Below are 16,709 nucleotides of genomic sequence, written 5' to 3' on the forward strand. Positions count from 1 at the left end.
AGTAACTATTAAAAAAGGTACACCCGCACTTGCTCTTTAATTGGTTATTAGTTGTAATTACTGATTAGCGCTCCTCAACGCGAAGATTAGGAGCATTAACATCTAACTCTTCGTGGCGCACAGTGTCTTGAGTCTCAATTGTTTCTTGCTCTACAACCTTATCGATTTTAATTTCTTCCCGTAAAAAAGCCTCTTTGCGAATTTCAGGACTCTCTTCATGGATTTCTATACGAGCGACTTCCCCCTCACGGAAGTTAGCTTCGCTAGGAGGAACAACCTGACCCACATCTGTTGGAGTCACACGTTCAATAACAACATGCTCTTTTTCTATGGGAACGGAAACCTTGACAGTTTCACTTTCAACGTGCTTACCAATGACTACTTCTCCAGTTTTTTGGCGAACTTTGTCAGCAATTAACCGTTCTTCATACAATCGTAGAGTTTGATGGTCTTGCTGATTTAGCTCGTACAAAGAAGGTTCATGTTCATAAGTGTAAGTATCACGGTTATAAGTATGGGGGGTGGTATCGCGATAAACCCCCCTTACCTGTTCTTCATAGTCATAATCAAGTGTTCTACCTTCTTCAAACTCCGGTAAATTTTCCGCCTGTTCCCTAGTCATACCAATGGCGTAGACGCGACCAGCATCATAGTCAATGCGGGAACGTCCAACGGGTAGTAGTACTTTTTTACCAAATATCCAAAAACCTAAATCAACAACTAGATAACGAAAATGTCCCTCTTCATCGACTAAAACATCACTTACTGTACCAATCTTTTCATCAGTCTTGTCGGTGTAGACACCTAAGCCTTGAATATCATTACCTTGAATAGTTTCACGATAATTTGGAGCCACATCTGCCAATCTGTGAAGAGCCATGACATTTACCTTTGAGTTTTGATACCATCTGTTAATGAATAACATAAAGGTTAATTAGCTATTTTCCCTCTTACTATTGACTGAATTAATACATTGACATCACATCAAAAGTTATATATTTCTGATATTTCTGTTAAATTCACAATAAAAGTAGAGGTAGAGGCGAAATTTCCCCTACCTACCTTTGATATGAATCACCAAATTACATTCCCTAATTAGCTACTCAAAAGGCTTGTTCAGGGTTTCTACTAGCTGCATCCATATGTAATTCCCCTGTAGTATCAATATCTAACTGTTCTCGCCGAATGGTGTCTTGTGCTTCTACCGTGTGGCGGTCTACAACCTTCTTAACTCTAATTTCTTCCCGTACAAAGGCTTCTTTGCGAATTTCCGGCCTTTCTTCGTACAATTCTATCCGTGCTATTTCCCCCTCTTGAAATTTAAGAGCTTTTGGGTCTACCACTGTTCCTATTTCTGTGGGAAGAACGCGCTCAATCAAAACACGTTCTTTCTTCACAGGTACTGTCACCTGTGCAATTTGTGTTTCAACGTGCTTACCAACTTTTACCTCCCCAGTCTTGACCCGATGCTTATTAGCAATCAAACGTTCTTCATATAGCCTGAGAGTTTGATGATATTGTTCATTTAAGTTATATAAATCTGGCTCTCTTTCGTAAAGGGATATATCCTGTTGTTCAGAGATATCTCTACTTTCAGGGCGAAAAACAAGGCGCACCTCTTTTTCATAATCCTCATCAACATTGATAGTTTCTTGGTATTCAGGTAAATACTCAACTTGTTCTTTACTCAGTCCGTCAACATAAACACGTTGGGCGGGATAATTAATGTGAGAAAGCCCAATTGGTAGTAATATCTTCTTACTCACAGAGTCGAAGCTGGTGTCAATAACTAAATACCGAAAACGTCCCTCTTGGTCAACTAAAGCATCAGCTACTGAACCAACTCTAACTCCGCCTTCAGTGTAAAGGTCTAAGGTTTTCACGTCATCACCGCCAAATGTTTCTCGGTAGTTAGGGTCAAATTCTTCAAGTTTGTAAAGAGGCATATACTTACAGGTGTAGAATATTTATACCTATCAGCATAAAAATTCTGATGATTATCTTCCTCTTACTGGCGGCTGAATTGAGGGAATATATTTGATGATTTATAGATGATAAAATTATAATTTAATTTCGTGTCCAACTTGCGTCAGTCCTAAGTCAGACACAGCAATTATTTTAACCATCTCATGGGAAAATGAACAGGGATATTAACCTGTATTCCTCTTCTGTGAGAAAAATATCGAATGAAACACCATTAGAAAACTCGGAAAATAAAAGGATACCGCAATGGTTCATCTGGCTGACTGAAACAGTGCAACAGCGCCCAAATTGTCAATCCCCAATGCAGTGCAAAACCCAATGCAACCACAGGAAAGAACAAAATTCCCCCCAATCCAAATGTGAGAAAAGATATAACCCCAATTGGTACTCCAATTACGGTTCCCCAAAACCAAACATTAAAGTGAAAATTAATGGATTCTTTAGCATTACTCTTCACCACTGGGTCATCGGAAATTAAGTTAATGACAATGGGAACCCCAATAGAGAATAATGTCGTACTAAAGAAAATTGCCCCGTGACACACAGATGACAGCAATTTACGTTTATCAGCATTGTATCCAACTTCCATCCTGGTGTTCTCTCAAGTAGGTTGGTCATTTTCATTTTAACGAATACATCATCGGTTGGGTATGACAGTTTACCGTACTCTAGGAGTTGTTATTACTGCCTGTAACATAAACGAGGAATCAGGTTTAATCCACAGAGGATTTAAACAATGGGTCGCATTAATCCCCATACATTACAAATGCAGATTACCCGGCTGTTTGACCAGGGGCAATCATTTTTTGCTACAATCAAGGTACAGGACTGGCTCAAAGAACGCAAACATAACCCCTGAGATGATGATATTATTTTCCATCAACAGCCTGCGCCCCCTTCCTAGAAGTTATGGTGGTAGAAATTGAACTACGGCGCAAAGATGGACAGCCTGTAGATCCGTGGTTACAAGAACAAGCCAACCTTCATACCTGATAGTTTAATTTACGTACTCCTGGACAAAATGGCCAAATTCCTGTTTTGTTGTGCAAATCTCAAAACAGGATTCAGCCTAATAAATGTGGAAAGTTTATTAACATTGTGTGAGCTGTTTGCACTCTACCACAGTCTTATTGAGATTTACTAGCATTTTAGAGAAAAAATTTTCTGATTTTTATAAAAGTTTCAACTACCAAAATGGTTAAAACCTAATATTTATAGGCTTTTCAGAGGTTATATATCTGTCTGTTTACGAAAATTTACACTAAATTACTGATAAAATATGGCAATAACTCTGCTAAGATATCTTCAGAGCTTATTGAGATATATATTCATTAAACTGGGTAGATATCTCAGGGTAAAATTTCAACCCTCCAACTGCATTTAAAACTATTTATCAGGTGTCAAAATGTCAAAAAAAATTGGTTTGTTCTACGGTACTCAAACTGGGAAAACTGAATCTGCGGCGGAAATCATTCGTGATGCCTTTGGTGGTGATGTTGTGACTTTACACGATATTTCTCAGGCGGATATTGCTGATCTTGCTGAGTATGAATATCTGATTATTGGTTCCCCAACTTGGAATATTGGGGAACTCCAAAGCGATTGGGAGGGTATTTATCCTGATTTAGACGAGGTTGATTTTACTGGTAAGATGGTGGCTTATTTTGGTACTGGAGACCAGATTGGTTATGCTGATAACTTCCAAGATGCTATGGGGATTTTGGAAGAAAAGATTTCCCAACAGGGTGGTAAAACTGTGGGCTATTGGCCTACTGATGGCTATGATTTTGGCGCTTCTAAAGCTGTGCGCAATGGTAAGTTTTGTGGTTTAGCTCTGGATGATGATAATCAATCCGATCTCACAGATGAGCGCATTCAAACTTGGGTGACTCAGTTGAAGACTGAGTTTAGCTTGTAGAAAATAGCAGCCCGGCATCGCCTATGTACCTTTTCAAGAGTCCGTGGCTGCTAAACTTATCACCCCTTACACAGCACAATTACGGTTATTTATGTCTGACTTATTGGATGTTGTTTGGTTAAATAGTAGTTCAGCGTTGAAGCGTTTTGATCAACCATTACTTCAATACCTGTCTAGGTATATGAATATTGCTCAGTGGGAATATCAACAAACACGAGATGAAGCCAGTTCTGTGGATGAAGCTGTGCTGTTGCTGGGTAATTTTTTAGATTCTTGCCCTGATACAGTCCATTTAGCTGGTCATGGTATCAGTGGTGCGATCGCCTTAAGTTATGCTCGTCGCTACCCCCAAAAAGTGCGATCGCTAACGCTCTTAGCTGTAGCGTCCCAACCTGCTAATACTTGGCACGCCCATTATTACTTTCAACGACAGTTGTTCAGCATTAGCCGGGAGCAAGTTCTGGTAAATATTGTTCGTAGCCTGTTTGGCAAACAACCTAGTCATACCACAAAGAAGTTAATCGCTGCCTTAGATAAAGACTTAGAGCAATCACCGTCGCCCCATTCTCTGTTTAAGTTGGTATATTTACCCAAGGGAGGGGTTGCTATGCCCATGATGGTATGCGGTAGCAAGACTGATTGTGTAGTCAATCCACCGGCATTACATGACTGGCGCAATTGGTTCAAACCAGAAGATAGACTGTGGGAATTTCCCCAAGGGTATCATTTCTTTCACTACTTTCATCCTCAACAGGTGGGTGAGCAAATTCTGAATTTTTGGGCAGATCATAACAGGCGATCGCACCCCATATATTGCATACAGTCATGTGCATCAAAAGCCGATGAAAAAAGACTATAAATCTTAACATCTATGAATCCGCAAACAGATATCCTCTGTGAATTAAGTGATTTTCTTTATCCTCGGAGTCCATATTCCGGAGAGTTTAAACCAGAGCATTTGGTTTTTAATGCTAAACTGCAAGACTTTTCTCAACGAGTCAACTACATTTGTAGTTTACAAACTGGTGGTAAGTTGTCCCCACAGGAAGCGTACAAGCAAATTCAGATTCTTTGGAAACAGTTAAAAAGTAGTAAACAAGACTTAGGGATCAGCTAAGTGTATTTTTGATTGTGTACGAAACACTAATTGAGATTTGCCAGCACCGCCTGAATGGTCATACCATTCAGGCGCAATTGAGTTTTGTCCCATAGGCTGAAGAACTAGCCAGAAGGTGAAAACCTTAAAAGATGCCAAGTAAATATAGCTTAACTAGTGAAGACTGTCAGGATCATAAGGTAAACAGTAAAAGTCCCACAGGAGGTTTAATCTTGACTAAGTTAAAAGTTGGCATCAACGGCTTTGGTCGGATTGGAAGACTAGTATTACGCGCCGGTTTGAATCATCCCAGTCTTGAGTTTGTGGGCATTAATGACCTAGTACCACCAGACAACCTGGCTTATCTCCTGAAATACGACTCCACCCATGGCAAGTTAAACAGTAAAATTGAGGCCAAACAAGACGGTATCTTGATTGATGGGCATTTTATCCCTTGTATGTCCGTGAGGAATCCGGCTGAATTACCTTGGGGCAAATTGGGAGCAGATTATATTGTAGAATCCACTGGACTGTTCAGCGATTACGAAAGCGCCAGTAAACACTTACAAGCTGGTGCCAAGCGAGTGGTGATTTCTGCTCCCACGAAAGATCCAGAGAGAGTGAAGACACTGTTAATGGGTGTAAATCATCACCTATTTGACCCAGCTAAAGATTTAATTGTCTCTAACGCCAGTTGTACCACCAACTGCCTAGCTCCCATAGCTAAAGTCATCAATGATAATTTTGGACTGACCGAAGGGTTGATGACCACGGTTCACGCGATGACCGCAACTCAACCCACTGTAGATGGGCCGAGCAAAAAAGACTGGCGGGGTGGTCGCGGTGCGGCACAAAATATTATCCCCTCCTCCACCGGTGCTGCTAAAGCAGTGGCCTTGGTTTTGCCAGAATTAAAAGGTAAGTTAACTGGTATGGCTTTCCGGGTTCCGACTCCCGATGTTTCTGTGGTTGATTTAACTTTTAAAACTGCCCAAGCTACTAGTTACCAAGATATCTGCACGGCAATGGAGCGCGCTGCCGGGGGTGAATTAAATGGTATATTGGGATATACTGATGAAGAAGTAGTTTCGACTGATTTTCAAGGTGATAGCCATTCGAGTATTTTTGATGCTGGCGCGGGGATTGAATTAAATTCCCATTTCTTTAAAGTGGTTGCTTGGTATGACAACGAGTGGGGTTACTCAAATCGCGTGGTGGATTTAATGTTGTCCATGTCACAGAAAGAATAAATTACTTCTGGTTTGTGAATTAGTCAGCTAAGAACAACAAGTTTAATTAAAGTGCATTCTATTGGACAGCCAATTTGGGTAGAAAGCACTTAGAATAGGGCTGAGGCACAAAACTGCCAGTAAATCAGGCCAAATTTCAGTAAAATTGCCTAGTTAGTAATTGTCAGTAAAAGGATGGGGCACCGAACAAGGGAATCAAGAAAGTCCTAAACTAGCACAACTCATGGAGAGAAATATGTCTAAAAGTTTACTAGAACAATTACGTCAAATGACGGTTGTGGTTGCAGATACAGGGGACATTAAAGCCATTGAGAAGTTTACACCCCAAGATGCTACTACTAATCCTTCCCTGATTACAGCCGCAGCACAAATGCCAGAATATCAGGAAATTGTTGATCAAACTTTGCTCCAAGCTAAAAAAGATGCCGGTGCGGCTGCTAGCCAAGGGGATATTGTGACTCTGGCCTTTGACCGTTTAGCAGTGTCTTTTGGGTTAAAGATTCTACAAATTATTCCGGGTCGGGTTTCTACAGAGGTAGATGCTCGCTTGTCTTTTGATACTGAAGCTACCGTTACCAAAGCCAGAGAATTAATTGCCCAATATAAGGCGGCTGGGATTGACCGCTCACGGGTACTAATTAAAATTGCCTCGACTTGGGAAGGGATTCGCGCTGCGGAAATTTTAGAGAAAGAAGGTATTCATTGTAATTTAACTCTATTGTTTGGTCTGCATCAAGCGATCGCTTGTGCCGAAGCCGGTGTTACCTTAATTTCTCCTTTCGTGGGTCGCATTCTCGACTGGTACAAAAAAGATACTGGCAGAGATAGTTACCCATCCGCGGAAGACCCAGGGGTATTATCTGTCACCACAATCTACAACTACTACAAAAAGTTTGGTTACAAAACCGAAGTTATGGGGGCTAGCTTCCGTAACATTGGCGAAATCACAGAATTAGCCGGTTGTGATTTGCTGACCATTTCCCCATCACTGTTGGCGGAATTGCAAGCTACTATTGGGGAACTACCACGGAAACTTGATCCGGCTCGGGTAGCAACCATGGAAATCGAAAAGATGTCTATTGACAAGGCAACTTTTGAGAAGATGCACAAGGCTGACCGCATGGCATCGGATAAACTAGCAGAAGGTATTGATGGCTTTACCAAAGCTTTGATTTCTTTAGAAGAACTATTAGCACAACGCCTAGAGCGTCTCGAAAAAGAAGTAATAGCTAGCGATTAATGTAGCCAAGGGTGAGGATATCCTCACCCTATTCTGTTAGTACCTTAATGTCTGCGCCAGTCATAGATTAATCTACCATGGCGATCGCGAACTAACTGCCAACGCCCATGACGATAGCGTGCCCCACTATAGTGCTGTCTTGGTCTATAGTGATGGTGGTGTCGTCTAATACGACTTCTGTTATATCTATGAGCCTGTAAAACTTCTGGGTTAGTATCTTCCCCCATGAAACTTGTCTCCACTCCCGCATTTTGGTGATAGAGAACATAATTAAGATCAGTATTTTTAGCTTCAGCCATAGCTGAGGGATAGATGAAGGCAAACATCAGAATCCCAACTGAGTATAATTTCTGGAAACCTTTCATGTTTTTGCCTTGCGGTAAATTATGGGTAATGACTTTATTTAATAGCTGAAAATTGGCAACTATACAGTTAACTGTTCACAAGCCCCCAACCGGTAAAAGTAATGAAAGTACTAGTTTTAAATGCTGGCTCCAGCAGCCAAAAAAGTTGTTTGTATGAAATCCCCGATCATACTATGCCTAATCAAACCCCCCAACCCCTGTGGGAAGGCAAAGTTAACTGGACTCAAGACCGGGGTGTAGCAGAGATTGAAGTGAAAACAGCCACGGGTAAAACACTACAAGAATCAATTTATGGTGATTCCCGACGGGCGCACGTAGCCTATCTCCTCTACACTTTGACTCGTGGAGCCACTAAAGTCATAGATCAGCTTTCAGAAATCAATGTAGTAGGGCATCGTGTAGTCCACGGTGGTCAGGAATACAGAAAAAGTGTAATAATTACCGAAGATGTCAAAAGCAAAATCTCCAGTTTATCCAGCCTAGCCCCGGCACATAATCCAGCCGCCTTAGAAGGGATAGAAGCCATTGAACAGAGCTTAGGGGATGTCACCCAAGTGGCAGTATTTGATACTGGATTTCATGCCACCCTCCCCGATGCTGCTGCCATTTACCCCGGTCCCTATGAGTGGGTAGAGCAAGGTATTCGCCGCTACGGTTTTCATGGTATCAGTCATCAATATTGTTCTGGGCGTGCTGCCCAAATTCTCAACCGAGATTTAGCATCTCTGAAATTAATTACCTGTCATTTAGGTAACGGCTGTTCCCTAGCAGCAATCAAAAAGGGTCGCAGTATTGACACCACTATGGGCTTTACACCCCTGGATGGGTTAATGATGGGGAGCCGTTCCGGTGCAATTGACCCAGGGATTTTGATTCATTTATTGCGGCAATCAAATTACTCAGCGGAGAGGTTAGATTATGTATTAAACAAAGCATCTGGACTAAGGGGAATTTCGGGAGTATCCAGCGACTTACCCCAAGTAATTGCAGCCATCGCCGAGGGAGATTACCGCGCCCAACTCGCTTGGGATATGTACGTACACCGGTTAAGGTCTGGTATCGGTTCCATGCTAGCCAGTCTACAAGGATTAGATGCTTTAGTATTCACCGCCGGGGTAGGGGAAAAGTCCCCAGGAATTCGCCAAGCAGCCTGTGAAGCCTTTGGATTTCTGGGACTAAAAATTGACCCGGCAAAAAATCAACAGCAGCCCCTTGATCAAGATATAGCCACAGAAGACTCAACCATAAGAGTCTTAGTCATCAAAACCCAAGAAGACTGGGCGATCGCCCAACAATGCTGGCAAATTATGCAAAAATAATAACTTAATCTTTGCGTAGCTTTGCGGATACTTGGCGACCCTTTGCGTTGAAAACCAGGGGCGGGGTCAACGAGACATTTTCACCCACCCCAGAGAAGGCCAATAGACCCCAATATTAACAGTACTCAATCTTATGGCTACAGCTATTTCATGACTAGTGACGACAAGATTGAGAATTTGCTTCCCCCATGACATATACAATTGTATTCGCCCCCAGTGGAGGAAGCCCCCACTGATTGCTTGCTGGTAAGTCTGAGGAAGCCCCCACTGATTGCTTGCTGGTAAGTCTAGTGAAGCTAACCAATTAATTTTTGCCAGGTCATTTGTCCAACAATACCATCGGCAAGTAAACCATTTTGTCTTTGATATGCCCTAATGGCTGTTCTTGTCTGGGGTCCATAGATACCATCCACACCAGCACCGACACGGTGTTGTAGATATCTCACAACTTCACCGCCAGCGTGGTTAGGTCTGACTATTCGTTTAGCTAAAATCAGATTAATCGCATTCCAGGTACTTGTGTCTGCAATTCCAGTGGGTGGTAGTCCCACAATATTCTGAAAATTGACTGTTGCCGAGCTTGTGGCCTGTCCCATGATGTTATCTTCTACCAAAGGCCTACCATTACTATCGGTAATTTGTAATTGGTTTAAGGTTCTCTGCAGTCTGATAACTGTAGTGTCTATATTCAACTCTTCATCTGGCACCGGATTAACAGGGGTGCTAGGCAGTTCACCCGTCAAGCCTTTGACGATGGCATTAGCAGTTGCCTCCGATTCAAAGATATTCATATCTCTTGGTGAATCAATAAAGCAGCATTCTATAAGAATGGCAGGCATCCTAGTATTTTTCAGGACATATAAGTGAGACCCACTTTTAACCCCACGATTAAAAAATCCTAATTTGACGATTTCATTTAAAACTGGTTGAGCAATTTTCCTTCCAGCATCACTAGTTGCAAATACTTCTGTACCATTAGCCCGACCATTAAAAGCGTTAAAATGTATTGAGACAAAAACCTCAACTTTGTTAGTATTGGCCGTATTAATTCTTTGGAATAGTGAATTCGAGACGGAAGTAGACCTATCTGGTTTACAGACTATGACTTCATGTCCCAAAGCCCTTAACTTTGAGATAACTCTATTCCCCACATCTGTATTTAAAACATCCTCAGATTTGATCCCAACAGCACCTGTGTCTGGAGGCGAATTATGACCAATATCAATGCCAAATTTCATCTGTTGAACCTCTAGTTTTGCTTCTAAGTTCTAATTTATTCTGGTTATACTAGGCCAATTATCAGGTTGTGAACTACCTACACTGACCTGACGCTACACTGTAGGCTTCCGGCTTGATTGACAGATACCCACAGCAAAGTCTTTCAATCCCAAATCAACACCCAGGATTTTATCTCCAAGGGGTTCACTAAAGTCACCCTCTACCTCACAGAAGATGGAAGCAAAATATTTATCTGTAGGGGTCTTGCTCAGGGTAACGGTTTTGAATTTACCCTCAATTGGTCTATGAAAGACTGCCTTAATCAAACCAATTTTGGGAACTGCTAAACAATCCCCTGCAATCTTAACATTTTGGCGATATTGAATTGATTGCTTATGCTGCTTTCATTGAAATCTGGGAAACTTAGCACACCCGTCAAAAAAGTTAGCCTGAGAGGATGTTTGTCAAGTCATGATTAGTGTATCAACTATTGTTTGACCCCACCCTCACCTTTCCCTTATAAAGGGAAAGGTGACTGGATTTTATTGTTTTTTGTGTGTTCGGTGTGTTCCCCATTCCCTGTTCGGTGTGTTCGGTGTGTTCCCTGTTCCCTAAGATAAAAATTACCTGTTGAAAACTTATCAAACATCCTCTTAGCCTTGTTTAAACTGTCTCGGATTAACCTCTCAAGCAATACAACTTGTTTCTCCGCCACCCTAGAATCTGTCAAGATTTAGCTGCGGGTGATTAAAATTCCGCTAAATTTCCTGGTTTGCTACCATACTAGGCGTAAATTTGAGTTAGCATAACCTTGGGTGTTTGGAGAAAGGCGATGAGGAAAAAAAAATTGAGTCAAGCTGGGAACTCCCAAGGTAGTTCAACTCTGGGAAGATTTGAGAGTAAAAGGATGCATTTAACAACGCCAGTTTTAGCTATAGCTGGATTTTTGGCGGTGATGATCCCCAATCCCAGTGTGGCTGTCTCTAACGCTAATGATTACCGTGTCTGTACAGCTCGACTGTTGGATTTGGGACTAACTGAACAGGCTGTATCACAAGGATGTGCAAAAGCACTGCGTCCGAGAGACTTATCGGCTTGCGTGGTGAGAATTAATCAGCAAACTCAAATTAGTGCCGTAGATGCTCTCTCTTCCTGTGAGCAATCCCGGCGACCCCAAGATTTATCTACTTGTGTTGTTGATGTCAGTATTAATACAGATAAAACCGTAGACACAAGAGTTTTAAATTACTGTCTGCGTAGTTTGTTACCTGAGCGTTTCGCTCAGTGTGTGGTGGGTTTACGTAGTGTGATAGATATTGCACCTACCCAAGCAATGGATACTTGTATTGATGCCAGTGACAGTGTGAGTGGCTTTTCACCTCCATCTGCACCGCCTAGAGTTCCTACAAAATTTAGTCCTTCTTTTGAGGTCACTCCCATTGTAGATTATTGAGTAATCGAATAAATTAGCTGTATGAAGTACCGTGCCCCATGGTGGATGGGGTTCCCATCCCCATGAAGAAAGTCAGATAATGGCATCATACAAATGCCATGAGATCAGGGATCTGTCAGTAACAAACTATCTTAATTATATCAGACATTGGTGATAAATTCACTTACCTCTAGATTAGGCGCGGGTATGCTCCCTAGCACCGAGGACTAAAATTTAAAAGCTCTTGCTTGTGAGTTTTTTAAGTGTTTTATCCCGGTTTTATCCCGCACTGCCAAGAGTTGATACTCTCCAGTCCCCAGAGGTGGAGATTCCTGGTTTCAGGGAAGCACTTAAAACTATTTGTTCTCCCCTAGATGCCATCGCCCCCTCTAGGTGCATAAAAGCGCAGTCACTTCAGCAGCGTTGCAGCGAAAGAGCAGCCCCTACCTTTAGAGTATAGTATTCATATTTACATCCCACTGTCATAGTAAGAGGTGTTAATGCTATAACACCTCGACTATCAGTCTTCTTTTCTCCCAAAAACCATCTGCAAAATCATAGGAATCCCACCGCTTTGGTGATATTTATCCCCCCAAGCACGAATGATTTCATCCAATTCTGCCATGGCCTGATCCCATTTTTCGGATGGTATATCAAGTTCTTCTAAGGCTCGCATGGTATTTGGCCGCTGTTCTGACCAATCTTTCATCATCCGGAAATACCGGGCTGTATCTTCCACCATGATGTATGTGCGCTCTTGATCGTCTACTGGCGCATAAAAAGGACGGGTAAGAGCGTAAAAGGGCATTCCCCAAGGAGAATCAATGCGCGTGACTGTACCCGAGTATAGTAGCCGACGCTTGATATGCTCTGCTAAGGCTTCGCTCAAGGGCATTTGATGCTCCGGTGGCAATACCTCTTGCGATCGCCTGTGTAGAAATTCAATCAGATCCAAAAACTCAAGAGATGTAGTCAATTGAGCATCTGGCAGATTACTCGGTAGTTTCTGCTCAATTTGTCTTTTTTCTTCACTGGTCAAACTTGTCCCAGGTACACGAGACATCCCTGGTTGCCAGGGAAACTTTTGCATCCAAACATAAGGTAACTGAATCAGATAGCGAGGTTCTTGAGAACCTAACATCTTTAATAATTTCCCTTCTGTTAGCGCTTGTCTGACTTCCTCCACAATGATTTTTACCCTTTTCGGCTCTAGATGATGCAAGTGACCGGTCATCCGCAGATTTTGTCCTTGCTCTAGATAGGTCATGTATATCGCACATTTAGCCGCCGTTGCTGCTGCATCTAAAAATGCTCCATGCCTATGCCCACTCGTCCGCATGGCACTAAAAGCCAGATAAAGCATGATCTGATCCATGGCACTGGGGCTAAGACGCTTAATCAGATCTATGTCGTTATTCATATTACAGACAGTTGAATAGCAAGTTTACAGATTTGTTAGTCACACAGTAATAACTATTATACATCCAATTGCCGCCAGTGTCTTCAGTTTCCGGCTAATTATCCTTATTATCCTTGAATTCCCGATTTTTTGGGAGTCGCACATGATAATCGAGTGGGTATATCTGACTACAACAACTCTCGCATGGATTCAATAAGATTCCAGCATTCGTCGGTTGTTTACAGATTTCCATTCGTGGTTGGGACTTATTTAGCCATAGGGCGAACCTAATGCCATTAGGTTCACAGACAGCTTTGCCAAGTTGTAACCCAGTTGGTTAAAACTTTCAGCATTTTTTGGGAGTATAGGCAGTTGCTCTAAGGTAAAGTTATCTACCTAAAATTTAGCAGATAATTCTCAGTTCAACATACATTTTATTTTCTTAGGATATGATATTCTTTTTTGGCTTGGTTTTGTATTAATTTTATATAAAGTAATTTATTTTTCATACCCACCTCAATAGCATTAAAATGCTTAATATGCAATTATTTGTCAAGCTTCCCTGATATTTACCCAAAGATGATCATTTATATCCTCATTAGCTCTTCGGGCTGGACATGATCCCGAATAAATCTCTGATTCTCTGAAAGTACTAGGCTAGGAAAATAAGTAAGTATTAATACTCTATATATAATTAACATCAATATATTACCTGAATAATTCATCTGAAAATCGGTGAAAAAAGGACGAGACAAGTAAGCTAAGTTGGGGCATGGGGGATGTAGGCTAAAGGAGTCGTGACAGCTAGTATGGTTTTCCCCAGGTAGTGTCATTTTGCCAATTAGAAAAAGTTCTAACGGGAGGGGATCATTTTCTCCAAACTGTAAGCTGCTACGCCAATCGTTACAAATAACACTCCCATAACTTGCACAACTGCCAAGCTTTCCTGAAGTATTAAAGCAGCAAAAACTACAGTTAAAATTGGCACACCTGCTCCAATAATCGCTGATCGTAAAGCACCTAATTTGCGAATACCAACATTGTTGAGGACATAACCTACTAGAGTTAGAACGCCCAAAATAAAAGCAATCAAAATAAGTTCCAGCAAATTAGATGGCTCAACACTAATATTCAAGTTTCTTGGTAAAGGTAGTATCAAACAGATAAAGCTCAACAGGAACATGGTGCTAAAATTAACTAACGTAAAAGACACTGGATGCAGTTGACTAGCACATATCCTTGTTAAAATCACGTAGCATGCAAAAGCTAAACCAGCTAAAATCCCCGTGGTGCTTCCCAGATTAAAAATACTCGTACCTAGGGTACTAGAACCGCCTAAAACCATTAATTCACCGCATAAAATAGCAACCATAGCAGCAAATCGGAATCCATGAGGGCGATCACCGAACAGTAACCATGAGAGAAATCCGCTGATCATGGGGTAGACAAAGAACAAAGCGATCGCCATTCCAGTAGCTACCTGACCAATAGCAAGGTAGATGAGCACCTGAGATACAAACAGAAAACAACCACTGGCGATCGACATTTGTAAAATTCTTTGTTTCTTCAGACTACGATTCGGAGTAGAGTTACCACCTAATGATTCCACCAGAGTTTGTATATCTTGCCATACTTGTGGATGCATCATGGGAGCCAAGAGCAACATTAGTGGCACAACTACCAGCAGACGTAGCATTAAAATTAAAAATATATTTCCGAGTGTTGGCGAAATAACTCCCTGTATCTCCAAAACTCCCAAATTGTCCTGAGGTTTAAAAAACATCCACTTGATGACTATGTTGTATAGCGATGATACGACTGTTGACAACACAACCAACAAGAAACCGACTTGGACTGGCGAAAACCTGCGGGAGCTAAGTGACCGTCGTGATGGGGGTTTTACTTCTTTACTAGTTGCTGGTTCAGAACTAAGGGTTTTAGTCTTGGGTTCAGATAAAGTACTAGTTAATAAACTCGACTCCCTCACCTCTGGTGGTGATGGGGTTTCAGGTTCTAAAGGTTCGGTACTAGGTAATAAACTCAACTCCCTCACCTCTGGTGGTGATGGGGTTTCAGGTTCAGACACATCTCTATCGGGTAGAGAATTTGGTTTAGTCCCCAGAGATGATATTGTGTTCGACGATAAACCTAGTGTAGAAAGATCAATATTGTTACTTTCTGATAAATCTCCAGTAAAACTTGGCTCGCTGCTGCTAGTTTCGATTACTCCTGACTGTAAATGTGTCTGAGAAGAACGGGGTAGCTGTGACTCCGATGGGTGTAAGATAGTGGGCGGTGATGCTTTGACTGCTGATCTGGAGATTTCCTCCATGGTTTTGACCAGTTCAGCACGCAGATGATTAATCAACTCCTGTGCCATCACTTCCCCTTGCTGCTGTTGGCTCTGCACTTGAGACAACTGTTGAGAAAGATGATTTTGATAACTTTTCAGATCCTGTTGTAAGGACTTAAGGCTAATAATCAGGGTATCATTCAAAGTAGCAAGCATCTGTTCAACATTCTGACTGTTGTTCCCAGCTGACTGAATAGCAGGTGTTTCCTGAGAATCACCTTCTACTGATTTGCGAGCTAAACTGGCCAGTGATAATTGCAGTTGCGAAGATATATGTTTTGCTAAGGCTTCTGATAACTGACGGATTAACACTTGCTGTTCGGTGATTTGCCGTACCTTTTGTAAGTGTTCTTTTTCCTCTAATAACTGCTGAATTTCGTCAGATAAACGAGTTTTATCCGTCTGAAGCCGTTTTATTTCTTCCTGTAACGATCTGAGCACATTTTGCTGGAGACTTTCTAGGTCCTCCACCACAGCCCATAAAGCTGTCTCTGCTGCTCTGGATAGATCACCTCTAACTCGCGGGTTGTCTGGTCGCTTTTCAAATCGCCCCATTAGCTTCTCACCTCTAACACCTGGAAGATAAAGCTCCTTTTTGTCAACTGGCTTGGTACTCATACTCAATTTCTGGATTTTGTCAGACTAGCTGAAACCTTTCGCAGAAACTGCGGACATAAAGGTAATTTTGTCATGCTGAGTGCCCGGTTGGCAAAGTATCTAAATTTATTTATTTACATAACAGCCATACTATACTCTGTTATCTTCACTATCACAGAACTGCTTTTCATGACAGACTTATCTAAATTCACAATTCTCTACGGAGACTTGATGATGGAAAAACATCATACCCCATATAAATACGGTTTTTTCTGGCAGTAACAGGAATTCCTAACAACTTATGAGTAAGTATATTAAGACGACCGTATGAAAAAAGTTATGGGCTTGTATGTTAATTTTGTCTGAATTTATCTTGTGTGACAAGTTACATTCTTAATATCTATTAAACTCGTAATCACCAGAAATTGCCAGTATAATTATCCTCTATAAACTATTTTAATCAATTAACTGTTATTCTGCAAAAACACATTCTGCTTTTGGGGTTGTAGCAACATGAGTTTGAGGTAGAAGGTAGATAA

At 41.6% G+C, this 16,709-nt stretch carries 14 protein-coding genes and 1 pseudogene; 8 read left to right on the forward strand and 7 right to left on the reverse strand.

Annotation, left to right across the window (positions count from 1 at the left end; all coding sequences use genetic code 11):
• Positions 1 to 64: 64 nt before the first annotated feature.
• The 3 genes from NWP21_RS05190 to NWP21_RS05200 form a co-directional block, all read right to left on the reverse strand.
• On the reverse strand, positions 65 to 880 hold the full coding sequence (locus tag NWP21_RS05190; protein WP_280791876.1) for a DUF2382 domain-containing protein: 816 nt from the start codon (positions 878 to 880) through the stop codon (positions 65 to 67).
• A gap of 223 nt (positions 881 to 1,103) precedes the next feature.
• The gene (locus NWP21_RS05195; RefSeq protein WP_271734855.1) at positions 1,104 to 1,946 is read right to left on the reverse strand and encodes a DUF2382 domain-containing protein; all 843 of its coding nucleotides are present in this window, start codon (positions 1,944 to 1,946) and stop codon (positions 1,104 to 1,106) included.
• 251 nt (positions 1,947 to 2,197) lie between these two features.
• On the reverse strand, positions 2,198 to 2,572 hold the full coding sequence (locus NWP21_RS05200; RefSeq protein WP_271734854.1) for a DUF4870 domain-containing protein: 375 nt from the start codon (positions 2,570 to 2,572) through the stop codon (positions 2,198 to 2,200).
• A gap of 147 nt (positions 2,573 to 2,719) precedes the next feature.
• On the opposite strand from NWP21_RS05200, the pseudogene NWP21_RS05205 reads away from it, so the two are divergent.
• The 6 genes and pseudogenes from NWP21_RS05205 (at position 2,720) to NWP21_RS05230 (ending at position 7,487) form a co-directional block, all read left to right on the forward strand.
• Positions 2,720 to 2,976 (forward strand): annotated as a pseudogene (locus tag NWP21_RS05205) (hypothetical protein).
• Between the two features lie 412 nt (positions 2,977 to 3,388).
• The gene (fldA, locus tag NWP21_RS05210; protein ID WP_271734852.1) at positions 3,389 to 3,901 is read left to right on the forward strand and encodes a flavodoxin FldA; all 513 of its coding nucleotides are present in this window, start codon (positions 3,389 to 3,391) and stop codon (positions 3,899 to 3,901) included.
• A gap of 91 nt (positions 3,902 to 3,992) precedes the next feature.
• Complete coding sequence (locus NWP21_RS05215; protein WP_280791896.1) at positions 3,993 to 4,760, forward strand: alpha/beta hydrolase; 768 nt, start codon at positions 3,993 to 3,995, stop codon at positions 4,758 to 4,760.
• Positions 4,761 to 4,772: 12 nt separating this feature from the next.
• On the forward strand, positions 4,773 to 5,018 hold the full coding sequence (locus NWP21_RS05220; protein WP_271734849.1) for a hypothetical protein: 246 nt from the start codon (positions 4,773 to 4,775) through the stop codon (positions 5,016 to 5,018).
• A gap of 212 nt (positions 5,019 to 5,230) precedes the next feature.
• A complete protein-coding gene (gene gap / locus NWP21_RS05225) occupies positions 5,231 to 6,247 on the forward strand; it encodes a type I glyceraldehyde-3-phosphate dehydrogenase (protein ID WP_280791897.1) in 1,017 nt (338 codons plus the stop codon).
• Between the two features lie 235 nt (positions 6,248 to 6,482).
• Positions 6,483 to 7,487: a transaldolase gene (locus NWP21_RS05230; RefSeq protein WP_280791877.1), complete on the forward strand. Its 1,005-nt coding sequence runs from the start codon at positions 6,483 to 6,485 to the stop codon at positions 7,485 to 7,487.
• Positions 7,488 to 7,531: 44 nt separating this feature from the next.
• Here NWP21_RS05230 and NWP21_RS05235 read toward each other — a convergent pair whose 3' ends face one another.
• Complete coding sequence (locus NWP21_RS05235; RefSeq protein WP_280791878.1) at positions 7,532 to 7,852, reverse strand: hypothetical protein; 321 nt, start codon at positions 7,850 to 7,852, stop codon at positions 7,532 to 7,534.
• A gap of 101 nt (positions 7,853 to 7,953) precedes the next feature.
• Between NWP21_RS05235 and NWP21_RS05240 the strand changes: the two genes are divergently transcribed.
• Entirely contained in the window at positions 7,954 to 9,171 is a 1,218-nt protein-coding gene (locus NWP21_RS05240) for an acetate kinase (protein ID WP_280791879.1), read from the forward strand.
• Between the two features lie 296 nt (positions 9,172 to 9,467).
• On the opposite strand, the gene NWP21_RS05245 is transcribed toward NWP21_RS05240, so the two are convergent.
• Positions 9,468 to 10,409, reverse strand: coding sequence for an N-acetylmuramoyl-L-alanine amidase (locus tag NWP21_RS05245; RefSeq protein ID WP_280791880.1), 942 nt, complete (start codon positions 10,407 to 10,409; stop codon positions 9,468 to 9,470).
• 887 nt (positions 10,410 to 11,296) lie between these two features.
• On the opposite strand from NWP21_RS05245, the gene NWP21_RS05250 reads away from it, so the two are divergent.
• Positions 11,297 to 11,842 (forward strand): hypothetical protein, encoded by a 546-nt coding sequence (locus tag NWP21_RS05250; protein WP_348519754.1) that lies wholly within the window; start codon positions 11,297 to 11,299, stop codon positions 11,840 to 11,842.
• Between the two features lie 499 nt (positions 11,843 to 12,341).
• Here the strand turns inward: NWP21_RS05250 and hetR are convergent, their stop codons facing one another.
• Complete coding sequence (hetR, locus tag NWP21_RS05255) at positions 12,342 to 13,241, reverse strand: heterocyst differentiation master regulator HetR (protein WP_280791882.1); 900 nt, start codon at positions 13,239 to 13,241, stop codon at positions 12,342 to 12,344.
• An 832-nt stretch (positions 13,242 to 14,073) separates the two neighbouring features.
• Positions 14,074 to 16,191 (reverse strand): EamA family transporter, encoded by a 2,118-nt coding sequence (locus tag NWP21_RS05260; RefSeq protein ID WP_348519755.1) that lies wholly within the window; start codon positions 16,189 to 16,191, stop codon positions 14,074 to 14,076.
• Positions 16,192 to 16,709 lie beyond the last annotated feature (518 nt).

It is taken from the genome of Anabaenopsis sp. FSS-46 (genome assembly GCF_029891665.1).
GTDB lineage: Bacteria > Cyanobacteriota > Cyanobacteriia > Cyanobacteriales > Nostocaceae > Anabaenopsis > Anabaenopsis arnoldii.

Excerpts from the sequence above, each read along its gene's own strand:
- NWP21_RS05250 (WP_348519754.1), top strand. The coding sequence starts at position 11,297 with ATGCATTTAACAACGCCAGTTTTAGCTATAGCTGGATTTTTGGCGGTG.
- NWP21_RS05245 (WP_280791880.1), bottom strand. The coding sequence starts at position 10,409 with ATGAAATTTGGCATTGATATTGGTCATAATTCGCCTCCAGACACAGGT.
- NWP21_RS05220 (WP_271734849.1), top strand. The coding sequence starts at position 4,773 with ATGAATCCGCAAACAGATATCCTCTGTGAATTAAGTGATTTTCTTTAT.
- NWP21_RS05190 (WP_280791876.1), bottom strand. The coding sequence starts at position 880 with ATGGCTCTTCACAGATTGGCAGATGTGGCTCCAAATTATCGTGAAACT.
- NWP21_RS05235 (WP_280791878.1), bottom strand. The coding sequence starts at position 7,852 with ATGAAAGGTTTCCAGAAATTATACTCAGTTGGGATTCTGATGTTTGCC.
- NWP21_RS05195 (WP_271734855.1), bottom strand. The coding sequence starts at position 1,946 with ATGCCTCTTTACAAACTTGAAGAATTTGACCCTAACTACCGAGAAACA.
- hetR (WP_280791882.1), bottom strand. The coding sequence starts at position 13,241 with ATGAATAACGACATAGATCTGATTAAGCGTCTTAGCCCCAGTGCCATG.
- NWP21_RS05230 (WP_280791877.1), top strand. The coding sequence starts at position 6,483 with ATGTCTAAAAGTTTACTAGAACAATTACGTCAAATGACGGTTGTGGTT.
- NWP21_RS05200 (WP_271734854.1), bottom strand. The coding sequence starts at position 2,572 with ATGGAAGTTGGATACAATGCTGATAAACGTAAATTGCTGTCATCTGTG.
- NWP21_RS05240 (WP_280791879.1), top strand. The coding sequence starts at position 7,954 with ATGAAAGTACTAGTTTTAAATGCTGGCTCCAGCAGCCAAAAAAGTTGT.
- fldA (WP_271734852.1), top strand. The coding sequence starts at position 3,389 with ATGTCAAAAAAAATTGGTTTGTTCTACGGTACTCAAACTGGGAAAACT.
- NWP21_RS05215 (WP_280791896.1), top strand. The coding sequence starts at position 3,993 with ATGTCTGACTTATTGGATGTTGTTTGGTTAAATAGTAGTTCAGCGTTG.
- NWP21_RS05260 (WP_348519755.1), bottom strand. The coding sequence starts at position 16,191 with ATGAGTACCAAGCCAGTTGACAAAAAGGAGCTTTATCTTCCAGGTGTT.